This window comes from Stenotrophomonas lactitubi, assembly GCF_002803515.1.
GTDB classification, from domain to species: Bacteria; Pseudomonadota; Gammaproteobacteria; order Xanthomonadales; family Xanthomonadaceae; genus Stenotrophomonas; species Stenotrophomonas lactitubi.
The window spans coordinates 2,396,985-2,412,848 of sequence record NZ_PHQX01000001.1; the positions used below are offsets into that span (position 1 = coordinate 2,396,985).

At 66.5% G+C, this 15,864-nt stretch carries 12 protein-coding genes; 2 read left to right on the forward strand and 10 right to left on the reverse strand.

All coding sequences use genetic code 11. From position 1 onward, the window contains the following. Positions 1 to 4 precede the first annotated feature (4 nt). The 3 genes from CR156_RS11320 to CR156_RS11330 form a co-directional block, all read right to left on the reverse strand. Positions 5 to 193 (reverse strand): hypothetical protein, encoded by a 189-nt coding sequence (locus CR156_RS11320; protein ID WP_133120085.1) that lies wholly within the window; start codon positions 191 to 193, stop codon positions 5 to 7. Positions 194 to 313: 120 nt separating this feature from the next. Further along, positions 314 to 778 (reverse strand): DUF4952 domain-containing protein, encoded by a 465-nt coding sequence (locus CR156_RS11325; RefSeq protein WP_243381808.1) that lies wholly within the window; start codon positions 776 to 778, stop codon positions 314 to 316. 82 nt (positions 779 to 860) lie between these two features. After that, the gene (locus CR156_RS11330; protein ID WP_100552937.1) at positions 861 to 1,769 is read right to left on the reverse strand and encodes a LysR substrate-binding domain-containing protein; all 909 of its coding nucleotides are present in this window, start codon (positions 1,767 to 1,769) and stop codon (positions 861 to 863) included. Positions 1,770 to 1,892: 123 nt separating this feature from the next. Between CR156_RS11330 and CR156_RS11335 the strand changes: the two genes are divergently transcribed. Then, positions 1,893 to 2,882 carry a zinc-dependent alcohol dehydrogenase family protein gene (locus CR156_RS11335; protein ID WP_100552938.1) on the forward strand — a complete coding sequence of 330 codons (990 nt, stop codon included), beginning with the start codon at positions 1,893 to 1,895 and terminating at the stop codon, positions 2,880 to 2,882. An 87-nt stretch (positions 2,883 to 2,969) separates the two neighbouring features. Here CR156_RS11335 and CR156_RS11340 read toward each other — a convergent pair whose 3' ends face one another. The 7 genes from CR156_RS11340 to ligA all read right to left on the reverse strand — a co-directional run bounded on the left by CR156_RS11340 (position 2,970) and on the right by ligA (position 14,521). Next, the gene (locus CR156_RS11340) at positions 2,970 to 5,501 is read right to left on the reverse strand and encodes a membrane-bound PQQ-dependent dehydrogenase, glucose/quinate/shikimate family (RefSeq protein WP_100552939.1); all 2,532 of its coding nucleotides are present in this window, start codon (positions 5,499 to 5,501) and stop codon (positions 2,970 to 2,972) included. A gap of 131 nt (positions 5,502 to 5,632) precedes the next feature. Further along, a complete protein-coding gene (gyrA, locus tag CR156_RS11345) occupies positions 5,633 to 8,347 on the reverse strand; it encodes a DNA gyrase subunit A (protein ID WP_100552940.1) in 2,715 nt (904 codons plus the stop codon). A gap of 232 nt (positions 8,348 to 8,579) precedes the next feature. Further along, positions 8,580 to 9,644 (reverse strand): S-methyl-5-thioribose-1-phosphate isomerase, encoded by a 1,065-nt coding sequence (gene mtnA, locus CR156_RS11350; protein WP_100552941.1) that lies wholly within the window; start codon positions 9,642 to 9,644, stop codon positions 8,580 to 8,582. A gap of 46 nt (positions 9,645 to 9,690) precedes the next feature. Continuing rightward, entirely contained in the window at positions 9,691 to 10,422 is a 732-nt protein-coding gene (locus CR156_RS11355) for a DUF3011 domain-containing protein (protein WP_100554151.1), read from the reverse strand. Positions 10,423 to 10,559: 137 nt separating this feature from the next. Next, positions 10,560 to 11,516 (reverse strand): EF-P lysine aminoacylase EpmA, encoded by a 957-nt coding sequence (gene epmA, locus CR156_RS11360; protein ID WP_100552942.1) that lies wholly within the window; start codon positions 11,514 to 11,516, stop codon positions 10,560 to 10,562. Further along, on the reverse strand, positions 11,513 to 11,998 hold the full coding sequence (locus tag CR156_RS11365) for a GNAT family N-acetyltransferase (protein ID WP_100552943.1): 486 nt from the start codon (positions 11,996 to 11,998) through the stop codon (positions 11,513 to 11,515). Before CR156_RS11365 ends, epmA begins: the two co-directional genes overlap by 4 nt. 51 nt (positions 11,999 to 12,049) lie before the next feature. After that, a complete protein-coding gene (ligA, locus tag CR156_RS11370; protein WP_191077887.1) occupies positions 12,050 to 14,521 on the reverse strand; it encodes an NAD-dependent DNA ligase LigA in 2,472 nt (823 codons plus the stop codon). 182 nt (positions 14,522 to 14,703) lie between these two features. On the opposite strand from ligA, the gene CR156_RS11375 reads away from it, so the two are divergent. Then, positions 14,704 to 15,828 carry a pyridoxal phosphate-dependent aminotransferase gene (locus CR156_RS11375; protein WP_100552945.1) on the forward strand — a complete coding sequence of 375 codons (1,125 nt, stop codon included), beginning with the start codon at positions 14,704 to 14,706 and terminating at the stop codon, positions 15,826 to 15,828. Positions 15,829 to 15,864: the final 36 nt, after the last annotated feature.

Here is a 15,864-nt window from a genome sequence, read left to right on the forward strand (position 1 = left end):
CGCGTTACCTGCCGTTGCTCCAGCGCGCGGTCATTTTGCTGCGGATCGGGGTGCGCTCGGTGTTGCTGTCCGTGGCGGTGAAGCGCATCACCTTGACCGCGTTCAACGCCCAGCCGCTGAGGGCCGTTGACGGATTGGCATCCACCAGCTTTACGTCATACGTCCGGCCGCGCTTGTTGTTCGAATAGGCCACGGTCACCTCCTCTGCGAACTGCACACGCCCGGGATCGGCATATCGCAGTAATGCGGAGCAGCATCGTAGGCATGGTTGTCATTCCCTGTACGCCTGTGATCGGTACCCAAGCGCACGCCATCACGGACTTTTTCGATTCACCGCAACGGTCACCGCGAAGTAGGGAATCGCGCTCCACTGCCCGCGCGGATGATGCAGCGATTCCACGCCCATGCCGATCTGGTAGTTCACGCTGCCGGGCTGCTCGCGCCAGAAATAGGGCGCGCCGTTGCTCCAGCCACAGCAGACGTACGTCAATGACGGCATGCCGAAGGTCTGCTGCAGGTAGGCTTCAATCCTCGCCGCCGAAGCGCCGCTGACGCGATACCGCGCTTCCATCGGCTGGAGATAGGAAGCATCGTCCTGCGTGCAGCCGACGTATTCCAGTTCGGGGGGTTTTCGGCCCATCGCCTGCAGGAAATCCTGGCAGACGGTGTCCGGCCGGGCCAGGCCTTCGACTCGGCCGTGCAATTCCCACTCGGCGATCGCAGCAGCGGGCGTCTGTGCGCTGGCAGTGACGACGCTGCCGATCAGCAAAAGATGCAACAGGGTAATGGCAGATCCTCTGCAGATGGGGCGGGACGTCATCGTAAACTACCGACGCCACCACTCGCTGCGCATGATTCGATCAACGCTCACGTGCCATGCTCTGTTCGGTGAAGCGCGCCACGCAGAAATCCAGGAAGCTGCGCAGCTTCGGCGTGACCTGGCGATCGCGGGGATACAGCAGGTTGATCGAGGTGGACACCGGCACGAATCGAGGCAGCACCTCCACCAGTTCGCCGCGCGCCAGAACAGCGGACATCATCTCGAACGGCTGCAGGATGAGTCCCAGCCCACCTACCGCAGCGGTCAGCAGCGGCTCGGCCTGGTTGACCATGAAGCGACTGGAGACCGGCACGGTCAACACCCCGCCCTGCGGGTCATGGAAGCTCCACCGCGTACGGATCACCGAGTGGGCGAAGCCCAGGCATTCATGCCGGCTCAGGTCCTGCGGGTGAACGATCGGTGGCCGTGCGGCGAGATAGCCGGGAGCAGCGCACAGGGCCAGCGGATATGGCCCCAGCCGCCGCGCGACCAGGCCGCTGTCGGCGAGATCACCGGTGCGGAACACCAGGTCGTAGCCGTCTTCAACCACGTTGACCAGGCTGTTGGACAGGTTCAGATCCACCTGCACGTCGGGATACTGCTGCATGTAGGCCACCACCGCCGGCCCCAGCGCATGCACGCCGAAGGTGACCGGTGCACTGATCCGCAGCCGGCCCATCGGTCGACCGCGCGCGATTTCGGCCAACTGCTCGGCACTCTCCACTTCTTCCAGGATGACCCGGGCACGGACCAGGTACGCCTGCCCGAAGTCGGTCAGGCTCTGCTTGCGTGTGGTGCGGTTGAGCAGGCGCACGCCCAGATGCTGTTCCAGCGTCTGCACATGCTTGCCGACCAGCTGCGGCGACAGGTCCAGTGCGTCGGCAGCGGCGGCGAACGAGCCCACCTCGGCCACCTTGGCGAAGCTGCGCAGGGGTGCGATAAGGTCCATTGCAAACTATTGTTTTCCAATGAAACGCCAGATTACCCCTTCTTTCGTTCGCCGGCCACGCGCACAGTAGCGCTCTGTTCCCCCCTGCCCGGCCACCAGCCGGCGTTCCCTTTGGAGCCCCCCATGACCCAGGTTGTCCGCATCCACGCCTATGGCGACGCCGATGTGCTGCGCGTTGACGATATCGACGTACCCGCTCCTGCCGCCGACGAGATCCAGATCCGGGTCAAGGCCATCGGCCTGAACCGCGCCGAGGTGATGTTCCGCAACGGCGCCTATCTGCAGCAGGCAGAGTTCCCCAGCCGCCTGGGCTATGAAGCGGCGGGCCTTGTTGAAGCCGTAGGCAGCGCGGTGACCGGCTTCGCTGCAGGCGATGCCGTCAGCGTCGTACCGCCGCTGGATATCGCCCGCTGGGGCACCTACGGCGAGCTGGCCAACGTGCCGGCGCGGCTGGTGGTGAAGCATCCGTCGTCGTTGGGCTTCGAGCAGGCCGCTGCGGTGTGGATGCAGTACGTCACCGCCTGGGGTGCGCTGCTGGAGCAGGCCAAGCTGGGTGCCGGCGATTTCGTCATCATCACTGCAGCGTCAAGCAGCGTTGGCCTGGCCGCCATCCAGATCGCCAATGCGGTGGGCGCAACGCCGATTGCGGTAACCCGTGGCCCGGGCAAGCGCCAGGCGCTGCTCGATGCCGGCGCCGCTCATGTCATCGCCACCCAGGAGCAGGACCTGGTGGCCGAAGTTGCTCGCATCACCGCAGGTGCTGGCGCGCGCGTGGTATTCGATCCCATCGGCGGCCCGCAGTTCGTACCGCTCACCGAGGCGATGGCACGCGGCGGCATCCTGCTGGAGTATGGCGCGCTGAGCAGCGAGCCGACGCCGTTCCCGCTGTTCAACGTATTGGGCAAGTCGCTGACGCTGAAGGGCTACCTGTACTCGGAAATCGTGTCCGACGATGCGGCGCTGGCGCGTGCGAAGGCGTTCATCGTCGATGGCCTGGACAAGGGCGTTCTGGCACCGCTGATCGCCAAGGTGTTTACGTTCGCGCAGATCCAGGACGCGCACCGCTACCTGGAATCGAACGAGCAGATCGGCAAGGTGGTGGTTACGGTTTAACCGGTTGCGCGATACCCCTGTGGCGTTCGGAACGTACCCGCCCACAGGGGCGTCGATACTTCTCGCGGTGTTTCCCGCACTGGCGGCTCACCGCGGCAACGCGTACGCCATCACGTAATCCCCGGCTGGCGTCTCCATGAAATGGTGGCCGCCGGCCATGATCACCACGTACTGTCGCCCGCCCTGCTCGTACACCATCGGGTTGGCCTGGCCGCCCGCCGGCAGCCTGGTATGCCACAGCTCCTTGCCGGTCTTCAGGTCGATGGCGCGCAGCAGGTCGTCGGTCGCTGCGGCGATGAAGATCAGGCCACTGGCGGTCACCACCGAGCCGCCATTGTTCGGCGTGCCGATCTCAATGGGCAGGCCGGAGCGGATGCCGAAGGGGCCGTTGCCGCGCGCGCTGCCGAACGGCCGGTCCCACAGCAGCTTGCCGCTGCGCAGATCGATCGCACGGATGCCGCCATAGGGCGGCTGCTTGCACAGCAGGCCGGTGAACGGCAGCCGCCAACCGGCATTGACGTCGATGCCATAGGGCGTGCCCACCTGTGGGTCCCCTGCCCCTTCGGCACCGCCCCTATCAGCGCGGATCTGCTCGCGCGGCAGCCAGCCTTTACGGTCGGCCTCTGCGCGCGGCACCAGCCGGTTGTAGTTGGGCATGTCGTTGTAGTTGGCCACGATCACGCCACGCCGCGTATCGATGGCCACGCTGCCCCAGTCCGAGCCGCCGTTGTAGCCGGGGTACTCGATGGAATGGTGATCGCTGCTGGGCGGTGTGTAGAAACCTTCGTAATGCGCCTTGCGGAACTGGATGCGGCAGACCAGCTGGTCGATGGGAGTGATGCCCCACATGTCGCGCTCGGTCAGCGCATCGTCGCGCCGCAGCGTGTGGTACAGCGAGAACAGCTGGGTGGCGGCACGCTGCTCGGGCTCTACACCGCCCTGCGGCACCTTGCGCTCTTCGGCCGGAGTCAGCAGCTGGCCGTTGCGACGGTCGAGGATGTACATGTCGCCCTGCTTGGTGGGCAGCAGGATTGCCGGCACCTTGCCGGATGCCGTCGGGTAGTCGATCAGGCTGGCCTGTGAACCCAGGTCGTAATCCCAGACGTCCTTGCGCACCGCCTGGAAATGCCAGACCGGCTTGCCGGTGGCCACATCAATGGCGACCAGCGAGGTCGCGTATCTGTTCTGGTTTTCCGTGCGCGAGCCACTCCAGTAGTCGCCCGCGGCATTGCCCATCGGCAGGTACACCAGGCCCAGCGCTTCATCACCGGTCGCGGTGGTCCACATGTTCGGTGTGCCACGCGTATAGGTCTGCTCGCGCGGTGGCAGACCGCTGCGCTCGGGCTGGTCCATGTCCCACGCCCAGCGCAGCTTGCCGCTGACCGCGTCGTAGGCCTGGATGACGCCGGAGGGCGCGTCGCGACGCTGGCCATCCAGCACCTGGTGGCCGGTGACGATGACGCCGCGGACAATCGCGGGCGGCGAGGTGATCGAGACGTAACCCGGTGGCACCTCGCCCATGCCCAGGGTGATGTCGACCTGGCCGTTGTTGCCGAAATTCGCACAGGGGCGACCGCTGTCGGCGTCCACCGCGATCAGGCGGCCGTCCAGCGTGCCTTCGATGATGCGTGCGCTGCACGCTGCGCGGCTGCCGGGCGCCGCGCTCCGGCTGATACGGGTCGGCGGGGGTGCGGGCAGCGCCAGATCGGCGGCCACGTCAGCCAGCGCGGCATCGGCGAGGGTCGGTGCACTGGGCTGTTCGTAGTAGGACACGCCACGGCAGGCGGCCGTGTACGGGATCGAGGCATCCTTCACCTTTGGATCGAACCGCCATAGTTCCTTGCCGTTGCCGGCATCGAGGGCGATCAGCTGATTGCGTGCGGTGCACAGGTACAGCCGATCACCGATCTTCAATGGCGTGGTTTCCGCCCCCCAGCGCTTCTTCGGCAGGTCGCCGGTACGGAACTGCCACGCCAATTGCAGGGTGCCTACGTTTTCAGGGGTGATCTGCTGCAGCGGCGAATAGCGGGTGGCGGCATTGCTGCGCCCCCAGGCCGGCCAGTCTCCCTCCGCCGGCTGGTCGGCCGGCTGCAGACCGGTGGTGTCACGGGTTGGATCGAGCCCGGCGCTGACCGCCGGCTCCGGGAACGGCTGGTGCCCGTCAACCAGGCCATGGGGGGCGAACGCGAGGCCGAAGGCGACCACGAACACCAGCATCAGCACAGCGGCCACGCTGCGCGAAAGGCGCTTGGGTACCGGCGTCTGCAGAGTCGGCGCCAGCAACGCCAGGACGATGCCGAGCCCGGTCACCAGCCCCAGCCGTGGCACCCAGCGCCAGTAATCGCTGCCCGATTCCCACCAGGTCCACAGCAGGCTGCCGAGGAAGATCAGTGCATACAGCAGCGCACCGCTACGGCGATTGCCCCACAACAGGATGCCGCACACCAGCAGGCCGAGGCCGGCGATGGCGTAGTACCAGGAGCCCCCGAGGCTGGCCAGCCAGCCACCGAGCCCGCCGATGATCAGGCCGAGCACGATCAGCAACAAGGCCAGGACGGTGATCAGCGGGTGGCGCGAGGTGGGCGTCGCGGCGGAAGCGGACTGCGGCGTGGCGGACATCGACGCTCTCCGGGGGGCAGCATGCGCCCTTATGCCACCGTCACCGTGAAGTGCGTGCGTATTTTCGACGGCAGACACGACGACGCCGGCACTGGGCCGGCGTCGTCGGGTACCTCAGTGTCGCGGCAGGATCACTCCTGCGCGGCGTCCTCACTGCTGGCAGCAGCCGGTGCGCCGTCGGTCGCGGCCGGGGTGGCGGCGGCCACCTCGTCCTCGTCCTCGTCGATCGAGGCATCCATGCGCTCCACCGCCTGCAGCTTCTCGTCCTTGGACAGGCGGATCAGGGTCACGCCCTGGGTGTTGCGGCCGACGCGGCTGATTTCCGAACCACGCGTACGCACCAGGGTGCCGCCGTCGGAGATCAGCAGGACTTCATCGTCGGTACCCATCAGCACCGCGGCGACCAGCTTGCCATTGCGCTCGGTGGTCTGGATGCCGATGACGCCCTGCGTGCCACGACCCTTGCGCGGGTAGTCCGGCAGCGGGGTGCGCTTGCCGTAGCCGTTTTCGGTGGCGGTGAGGATGTACCGCAGGTTGGCGTCGTCGGCACCTTCGATCACCGCGTCGCCGGTGGCGATGGCTTCCTCGACACCGTTGTCGTCCTCGTTCTCATCCTCGACGCCGCCAGCACTCTCGGCCACGATCAGGCTGACCACTTCCTCGCCGGCCGGCATTTTGATGCCACGCACGCCGGTAGCGGTACGACCCATCGAGCGGACCTTGTCTTCACCGAAGCGCACGGTCTTGCCGTTGGAGGCGAACAGCAGGATGTCACGCTCGCCATCGGTCAGGCCGACGCCGACCAGGGCATCGCCCTCGTCGAGGTTGATCGCGATCTTGCCGCGGGCCAGACGGAAGGCGAACTCGCCCAGCGGGGTCTTCTTGACCGTACCGTTCTTGGTGGCGAAGAACACGAACTGGCCATCGGCGTACTCGCGCACCGGCAGCACGGCCTGCACGCGTTCGCCCGGCTCCAGCGGGATCCAGTTGATGATCGGACGACCGCGGGCGTTGGAACCGGCTTCGGGCAGCTGGTACACCGGCAGCCAGAACACCTTGCCCGAACTGGTGAAGGTCAACAGCGTGTCGTGCGTGTTGACCAGCCACAGCTGTTCGATGAAATCCTCTTCCTTGGTCGACGCCGCGCTGCGGCCACGTCCGCCACGGCGCTGCGCGCGGTACACGCTCACCGGTTGGCGCTTCACGTAGCCGGCGTGGGAGACGGTGACCACCACGTCTTCCGGGGCGATCAGGTCGAGGATGTCCAGATCTTCTTCGCTGTGGCGGATCTCGGTACGGCGCTCGTCACCGAACTCGGCACGCACGTTGATCAGCTCTTCGCGGATCACCTGCAGCAGGCGGTCGGGATCTTCCAGGATGTGGATCAGCCCGGCGATCACTTCCAGCAGCTGCTTGTATTCCTCGGTCAGGCGGTCCTGCTCCAGCCCGGTCAGGCGGTGCAGGCGCATTTCCAGGATCTGGGTCGCCTGGATCTCGGTCAGCTGGTAGCCGCCTTCGATCAGGCCCACACCCTTGGGCAGGTCATCGGGACGCGAGGCTTCGGCACCGGCGGCGCCGAGCATCGAACCGACCAAGCCCGGCTCCCACAGGCGCGCAAGCATGCGCTCGCGTGCTTCACCCGGGTTCGGCGAGGTCTTGATCAGTTCGATCATCTCGTCGATGTTGGCCAACGCAACGGTCAGGCCTTCCAGCACGTGGGCACGGGCGCGCGCCTTGCGCAGCTCGAACACGGTGCGGCGGGTGACCACTTCGCGACGGTGGCGGACGAAGGCCTCCAGCATCTGCTTGAGGTTCATCAACTGCGGGCGGCCATCGACCAGCGCCACCATGTTGATGCCGAACACCGACTCCATCTGGGTCTGCTGGTAGAGGTTGTTGAGCACAACCTCGGCCGACTCGCCGCGCTTGATTTCGATGTAGATGCGCATGCCGTCCTTGTCGGACTCATCGCGCAGCTCGCTGATGCCTTCGATCTTCTTTTCCTTGACCAGCTCGGCGATCTTCTCGATCAGACGCGCCTTGTTCACCTGGTAAGGAATTTCAGTGACGATGATCGATTCGCGGCCGTTGTCGGCAACTTCGACATCGGCCTTGGCACGGATGCGCACGCGGCCACGGCCGGTGCGGTAGCCGGCGATGATGCCGGCGGTGCCGTTGATGATGCCTGCGGTCGGGAAATCCGGGCCCGGGATGAACTCCATCAGGCCGTCGATATCGATTTCCGGATTGTCGATCAGCGCGATGCAGGCATTGATCGATTCGGTGAGGTTGTGCGGCGGAATGTTGGTCGCCATGCCCACCGCGATACCGGCCGAACCATTGACCAGCAGGTTCGGGAACCGGGTCGGCATGACCGTCGGCTCCAGTTCCTTTTCGTCGTAGTTGGGCTGGAAATCGACGGTTTCCTTGTCGATGTCCGCCATCAGCTCATGCGCGAGCCGCGACATGCGCGCCTCGGTGTATCGCATCGCCGCGGCGGAGTCGCCGTCGACCGAACCGAAGTTACCCTGGCCATCGACCAGCATGTAACGCAGCGAGAACGGCTGTGCCAAGCGCACCAGCGTGTCGTATACCGACTGGTCGCCATGCGGGTGGTACTTACCGATGACGTCACCGACGATACGTGCCGACTTGAAGTAGGGCTTGTTGCTGTGCGCGTTGAGTTCATTCATCGCAAACAGCACACGACGATGCACCGGCTTGAGGCCATCGCGCGCATCTGGCAGCGCGCGCCCCACGATCACGCTCATGGCGTAATCGAGGTAGCTCTTGCGCATCTCGTCTTCCAGGTTGACCTGGATGATTTCCTTGGCGGTTTCTGCCATTCGGGTTCCGTTGTCTGGTAGCGGTCCAGTCCGGCGCATCCACCCGGGGGCGGTCGTGCCGGAACCTCGATTCAACCGCTGGATTCTACCACACGGGGCCGTTTTCCGCCTGCTTTTACGGTGATTTTACCGGCACAAATCAGGAACTTAGGGGTTTGCCGACCAGCGGCCGGCACTACCGGACGCCGGGCCGGGGCGCTTTCCCGTGGAAAGGCTCCCGCCCCTGCCCGCGTCAGCCGCCGAAGGCGGCGCGCATGTTCTCCGCGGTCGGGTTCAGGATCACCCCCCGCTCGGTCACGATGGCATCGATCAGCTCGCCCGGGGTGACATCGAACACCGGGTTCCAGGCAGCGATGCCCTCGGCCACGGTGCGGGTGCCGCCCACGCCGTACAGTTCGCCCGGATCGCGCTGTTCGATCTCGATCTGGCTGCCGTCCACGGTATCCATGTCCACCGTCGAGGACGGCGCCACGACCATGAACTTCACCCCGTGGTGGCGGGCCGCGATGGCCAGCTGGTAGGTGCCGATCTTGTTGGCGGTATCACCGTTGGCGCAGATCCGGTCGGCGCCCACGATCACCCACTGCACGGCACCGGTCTTCATCAGGTGCGAAGCGGCCGAGTCGGCGATCAGCGTCGCGTCGATGCCATCCTGCTGCAGCTCCCACACGGTCAGGCGCGCACCCTGCAACCACGGCCGGGTCTCGCCGGCGAACACCCGGGCAATGCGGTCCTGGGCCATGCCGGCGCGGATCACGCCCAGCGCCGTACCGAAGCCGGCGGTGGCCAGCGAACCGGTGTTGCAATGGGTCAACACGCCGCTGCCGGCCTCGATCAGGCCGGCACCGAGGGCGCCCATATGACGGTTGGCGGCCAGGTCTTCTTCAGCGATGGCCTGTGCCTCGGCCTCCAGCAGCGCCTTCCAGTCGGCACCGGCAGCACTCAGGCAACGTCGCATGCGTGCCAGCGCCCAGGCCAGGTTCACCGCGGTCGGGCGCGAGGCGTTCAGCCGCTGCAGTGCCGGTTCCAGCTGCTGCAGGGCATGCGCGCCGTCGGCGGCCTGCACATCACGTGCGGCCAGCACCACACCCCAGGCGGCAGCGATGCCGATGGCCGGCGCGCCGCGCACGGTCAGGGCGTGGATGGCGGCGGCCACCTCATCGCTGTCATGGCAGGCCACATGCTCGACCACGAACGGCAGCTTGCGCTGGTCAAGCAGTTGCAGGGTATCGCCGGTCCACAGGATCGGGCGGATGTGGTCGTAGCGGGCGTAGTCGAGGTCGGTGGCGGTAGTCATGGGCCCATTGTAGGGCCACGCCACGCGCGGATGGACCCGTCGGAACTCAGTTCACCGAGAATTCGGCGCGGCAGCCGCCGTCGACCCAGATGCCGTTGCGGTTCCAGCCCCAGGTATTGCCTTCTTCGCACGGAGTGCTGGAAAGCTGGTTGGAGATGGTGGCGCTGGTGGAGATGCTGGCGCCACAGAAGCGGCGCTTCTTGGACTTGGATTCGCAGGTCAGCCGGCGCGGCATGTCGACGAAACGGCCCTGCTCGTCGGCCACCTCGAAGTCACCCTGGCACCCCCGGGTGGTCCATACCTCATTGCGCTTGTAGCCCCAGCCCTGCCCTTCCCGGCACGGCAGCACCGACAGCTGCCGCAGCAGCCGCACCGGCGCGCCATCCAGGCGTACCGGGCAACTCTGCGGGCGCCCGTTGGACTCACAGCGCACCACCCGTCGCACCAGACGCTTGCGACTCTCGGCCGAGGGCGCAGCACCATTCTCTGCACGGCGCGCGCGGAACTCGGCGCGGCAGCCCAGGGTCACCCACACGCCACTGCGGTCGGTGCCCCACTCGCTGCCACGGATGCAGCTGTTGCTGGACAACTGGCGGATCAGGTCGACGCCGTTGCTGACATCGATATCACAGTGCACCCAGCCCATGTCGCGGGATTCGCAGGTCACCACTTCGCTGTCATAGCCAAGCGCCTGCGCCGATGCGGTCGACGGAAGCAGGCCACCCCATATCGCCACGGAGTACATCGGTGCCGCTACGACCGCAAACCACTTGACCAAAGCCTTCCCCATGAATGGATGAACCACGACGCAAGTGTGCGGTATCGACTGTGATAAGAGCATCATCGTGCTTGCTGAATCAAGCGCGGAAAATCGCGTTTTCGTTCAGCCTGCCAGGTCCATGGGAAATCGTCGGGTCATGCGTGGGCGAAATCGAATGCAAGTACATCTGCAATGCGCGGTGTACGGTGCATCGCCATCAACAGGCGATCGATGCCAACAGCAACGCCAGCACAGTCGGGCATCAAAGGCAGCGCATGCAGCAACGCTTCATCCAATGCGGGCTGTACCTGTCCGCGCGCGTGCCGGCGCTGCATGTCATGCTGGAAACGCGCGCGTTGTTCAGCCGCATCGTTCAGTTCGTGATAACCGTTGGCCAGTTCCACCGCGCCCAGGTACAGCTCGAAACGCTCGGCCAACGGCGGTGTGCCGGCGCGGATACGCGCCAGTGCCGCCTGGCTGGCGGGCCAGTCGTGGACGACGGTCATGACCGCGTCATCGAAATGCGGTTGGATACGGTGGGTCATCAACAGATCCAGCCAGTCATCGCGGGTCAGGCCCACCGGATCGATGTGCACCTCGCCCAGCGCGGCGCGCAGCGCTGCCTCGTCGGCATCGAACGGGTCCACGCCTGCGTGCTGCTGGAACAGTTCGCGATAGCTCAGCACACGCAACGTCGCGCTGCGTCCCACCAGCGCCAGCGCCTGGCCCACCAGTTCTGCGGTTTCCTGCAGCAGCCGATGGTGGTCCCAGCCAACCCGATACCACTCCAGCATGGTGAACTCGGGATTGTGGCGGCCGCCCGCTTCGCCGTTGCGGAACACCCGGCCCAGCTCATAGCAGTCGCCCACGCCGGCAGCGAGCAGTCGCTTGAGCGGGAACTCCGGCGAGGTGCGCAGCCAGCGGCGGCGACCGCCCGCATCGACGTGACCGCTGAAATCGGTGTGGAAGCTGTCGATGTTCGGCTCGGTGTTGCCCGCCACCGACAGGATCGGCGTTTCCACCTCCAGCACGCCACGCTCGGCGAAGAAGCGCCGCACCAGTGCATTGAGGGTGGCGCGCTGTTGCAGGCTGCGCAGCAGCGCCTCGCTCACAGGATGCCCTCCGGGCGCGGATGGTCCAGCGGCAGGGTCAGCAGATCGCGGGTGTCATCGATGTAGCCACTCGCCAGGTAGAGGCGACGCGCCAGTTCGTTGTGATGGTTGACCTCCAACCGCAGCCGGCTCACGCCGCGCCCCCGCGCGCGCTGTTCGCAGATGGCCAGTGCCCGCTTGCCACGGCCACGACCACGCGCGCGATGGCTGAGATAGAGTTCGTCCAGCAGCATGAAGTGGCCGCCCTGCTCCAGGCTGAAGCCCATCGCGATCACCGCATAGCCAACCACAGCTGCGGCCTCGTCCAGCCACAGCAGCACTTCGCCGTTGCGCGGATCAGCCAGCAGCGCATCGACGCCACGGCGCACGCGCACATCTTCGAATTCGATCTTGTCTTCGGCGTAGAAATCGCGCATCAGCGCGATCAGCAGTTCCTCGTCGGCACGGGTGGCCAGGCGGAAATCCAGCGGAGCGGTCTGCATCAGTGTTCCTCTGCGGTTGCGTGCCGGGCGCCTGCACACCCGGCCGGTTCATCATTCGTGTTCGGCGAGGTAGGCCAGCAGGCGCTCTTCATCCCACACCGGAACGCCCAGCGCTTGCGCCTTGTCCAGCTTGGAACCGGCCTCGGTGCCGGCCACCACGAAACTGGTCTTCTTCGACACGCTGCCGGACACCTTGGCGCCCAGCGCCTCCAGGCGCTCTTTGGCGGTATCGCGATTGAGCTGGGCCAGCGTGCCGGTGAGCACGACCGTCTGCCCGTCCAGCGGGCCGGCCACCACTTCGGCCAGGGCCGGTGCATTGGCCAGGATGTGTTTCATCTCCACTTCGGCCGCCAGCAGCATCGCGCCATGGCCCTCGCTGTCCAGCCAGTCGGCGACGCCGCGCGCGGTGTCATCGGGCAGGCCGGCGTTGACGAACTGGCCGTGCTCGGCGTCCAGCACCGATTGTGCGCTGGGCAGTGCGGCGACCAGCTTCTCGGCACGCAGGCGGGTGATGCCGGGAATCTCCGCTTCAACCAGCAGTTGGGCCAGGTCAAGACCTTCGCGCAGCTTTGCGCTCGGCGGGTGCACGTCGCTGATGCGTACCTGCCCCACCTGCAGCAGCGCATCGATGGCCTGCTGGTTGCCTTCCTGTTCGAAGAAGTGGCCCAGCGAGCGCGCCACCTCGCCACCGATATCCGGCACGCGCTTGAACAGCGGCCACGGCAGACGGCGGATCAACGCCAGATCGCCAAACCACTGTGCCAGTGCCTTGGCGGTGCTCTCGCCAACGTGCTCGATGCCCAGCGCGAACAGCAGTCGCTCCAGCGTCGCATCACGGCTGGCGTCGATCGCAGCAATCAGGTTGTCCGCCCACTTGGTGGCGATCTTCTTCGTATTCCATTCGAAGGCGGCCGGCTGCGCCAATGCCTGCGCGCGCCACCCGGCATCGTTGCCATCCAGCTTCAACACGGCGTTGAGCACCGCGCCGCTGCCTTCGGCCGGCAGGTGCAGTTTCAGGCTGGCTGCGAGTGCCGAAGGGTCTTCAGCATCCAGCACCAGCTTCAGGTGCAGCAGCTGGTCACGGGTGAGGCGGTACAGATCGGCCACGCTCTTGACGATGCCGGCGTCCACCAGGGTTTCGATGTACTTGTCGCCAAGGCCGTCGATATCCATCGCCCGTCGCGAGGCGAAGTGGGCGATGGCTTCCTTGCGCTGCGCCGGGCAGGACAGCTCGCCCGAGCAGCGCCACGCGGCGGCCCCCTCCTCGCGCACGATCTCCGAGCCGCACACCGGGCAGCTGGTCGGCATCTGCCAAGGCGTGGTGCCCGCAGGGCGTCGGTCGAGGATGACGCTGACCACTTCCGGGATCACATCGCCGGCACGGCGCACGATCACGCTGTCACCCACGCGCACGTCCAGCCGCGCGATCTGGTCAGCGTTGTGCAGGGTGGCGTTGGAGACGATCACCCCTGCCACCGCTACCGGCGCCAGACGCGCCACCGGTGTGGCAGCACCGGTGCGGCCGATCTGGATTTCGATGGCTTCCAGCGTGGTGCTCTGTTCCTGCGCCGGGAACTTGTGCGCGATGGCCCAGCGTGGTGCGCGCGAAACGAAACCCATGGTCTGCTGACCGGCGCGATCATCGAGCTTGTAGACCACACCATCGATATCGAATGCCAGGCTGTCGCGACGCTCGCCGATGTCCCGGTAATAGGCCAGCAGGCCGTCGCTGCCCTCCACCACCTTGCACAGGTCGCTGACCGGGAAGCCCCATTCGCGCAGCTGTGCCAGCGTGCCCGAATGCGTATCGGGCAGCTCACCGCCCTGCACGTCACCGGTGCCGTAAGTGAAGAAGCTGAGCCTGCGCTGCGCGCTGATCTTCGGGTCGAGCTGCCGCAGCGAACCGGCGGCGGCATTGCGCGGATTGGCCAGCACCTTGCCACCGTGCAGGCGCGCGCGCTCGTTGTAGGCCTCGAAGTCGGCGCGGGCCATGTAGACCTCACCGCGCACTTCCAGCACATCCGGCCAGTCCTTGCCTTTCAGACGCTTGGGGATGTCGCCGATCTCGCGCAGATTGGCAGTCACGTCCTCGCCGGTGCTGCCATCGCCACGGGTGGCGCCCAGCACGAAATGGCCGTCCTCGTAACGCAGGCTGATCGCCAGGCCATCCATCTTCGGCTCGGCGGAAAAACGCAGGGTGCCGCGGCGCAGACGCTCATCGATGCGGCGTACGAAGTCAGCTACTTCATCATCGCTGAAGGCATTGGACAGCGACAGCATCGGCACCGCATGGGTGACTTCGGCGAAGCGTCCCGACGGGCGGGCGCCCACCTGCTGGGTCGGGCTGTCGGCACGGGCAAGATCGGGATGCTCGCGCTCCAGCGCCTCCAGCTCACGCACCAGACGGTCGTAGTCGACGTCGGGGATCTCCGGCGCATCCAGCTCGTGATAGGCACGATTGGCCTGGGCGATCTGCCGGCGCAGGTCTTCGGCACGTTCGGCGGGGCTGGGGCTCATCGGAATCCGCGGGTTCTGGGATGGCCGGGAATTCTACCGCGCCTGCGCGTCAGGCCCTGTCTGTAGCGTCGAGCCAGGCTCAGCGGGCGGCGAACAGCAGTCAAGCGTGGCATCGGCTCCACGCAACCGCTTGCCGGCACTCGCTGCCAGCGCTAGCGTGCGTCGGTCGCCCTTCCGGAACCGCCCCTGTGACCCTGCCCGCCTCCCGTCGCCACTTCCTGCAACTGGCCGGCGCCGGCCTCGCGCTCGCCAGCAGCGGCCTGCCCCGGTCGGCCCAGGCACAGCCAGCGACTGTGGCCGCGCCAAACGCCGATGTCGGCGCGGTGCAGCTGAACTTCAACGAATGCCCGTATGGCCCCTCGCCCGCCGCCCAGCAGGCGGCGCGCGACAGCATCGCCAGCTGCGGGCGTTACCGCTTCGCCTTGGCCGGTGAGGTGCGCGATGCCTTCGTCGCCCTGGCCGGAATTCCCGCCGACCACGTGCGCCTGTATCCGGGCTCCAGCGAACCGCTGAACCGTGCGGCGACGCTGTGGACCGGCCCACAGGCGGGCCTGGTGGTGGCCGACCCGACCTTCGAGACGCTGGGCGAGATGGCAGCCGCGCGCGGCGCCCAGGTGCAGAAGGTGCCACTGCGCAACGATGGTGCGCACGACCTGCGCGCGATGGTTGCAGCCGCGCGCGCGCGACCAACCGGCCTGCTGTACGTGTGCAATCCCAACAATCCCACCGGCTCGATCAGTCCCGCCGACGAACTGGCCTGGCTGCTGGCCAACAAGCCCGCCGGTACCCTCGTGCTGCTGGACGAGGCCTATCTGCAGTACAGCGAACAGCCCAGCCTGATTGCACAGGTGGCCCGGCGCGATGACCTGATCGTGCTACGCACGTTCTCCAAGCTGTACGGCATGGCCGGCCTGCGCCTTGGCGTGGCGGCGGCACATCCCGAGCGCCTGCGCGAGCTGGCCAGCCTGGGCGAGAACCCGCTGCCCGTGCCCGCACTTGCAGCGGCACTGGCCAGCCTGCGTGACCCGCAACTGATCCCGCAGCGACGCCTGCAGAATGCCAAGGCCCGGCAGAGCACCATCGCCTGGCTGGGCAAGCGTGGCTTCGACTGCCTGCCGACGGAAGCGAACTGCTTCGTGGTGGATGTGCAGCGTGACGGCGCTGCCTTCGCCAAGGCCATGGCGGACAACGGCGTGGTGATCGGCCGCAGCTGGCCGATCTGGCCCCAGCGCGTGCGCGTGACCGTGGGCACCGAGGAAGAGATGGCGCGCTTCCGCAGCGCGTTCGCGAAGGTGGCGGGCCTGCCGGCGTAGACCCCATCCACGCATGGCGTGGATCTACTGGTCTGG

Excerpts from the sequence above, each read along its gene's own strand:
- CR156_RS11335 (WP_100552938.1), top strand. The coding sequence starts at position 1,893 with ATGACCCAGGTTGTCCGCATCCACGCCTATGGCGACGCCGATGTGCTG.
- mtnA (WP_100552941.1), bottom strand. The coding sequence starts at position 9,644 with ATGACTACCGCCACCGACCTCGACTACGCCCGCTACGACCACATCCGC.
- CR156_RS11340 (WP_100552939.1), bottom strand. The coding sequence starts at position 5,501 with ATGTCCGCCACGCCGCAGTCCGCTTCCGCCGCGACGCCCACCTCGCGC.
- CR156_RS11365 (WP_100552943.1), bottom strand. The coding sequence starts at position 11,998 with ATGCAGACCGCTCCGCTGGATTTCCGCCTGGCCACCCGTGCCGACGAG.
- CR156_RS11330 (WP_100552937.1), bottom strand. The coding sequence starts at position 1,769 with ATGGACCTTATCGCACCCCTGCGCAGCTTCGCCAAGGTGGCCGAGGTG.
- gyrA (WP_100552940.1), bottom strand. The coding sequence starts at position 8,347 with ATGGCAGAAACCGCCAAGGAAATCATCCAGGTCAACCTGGAAGACGAG.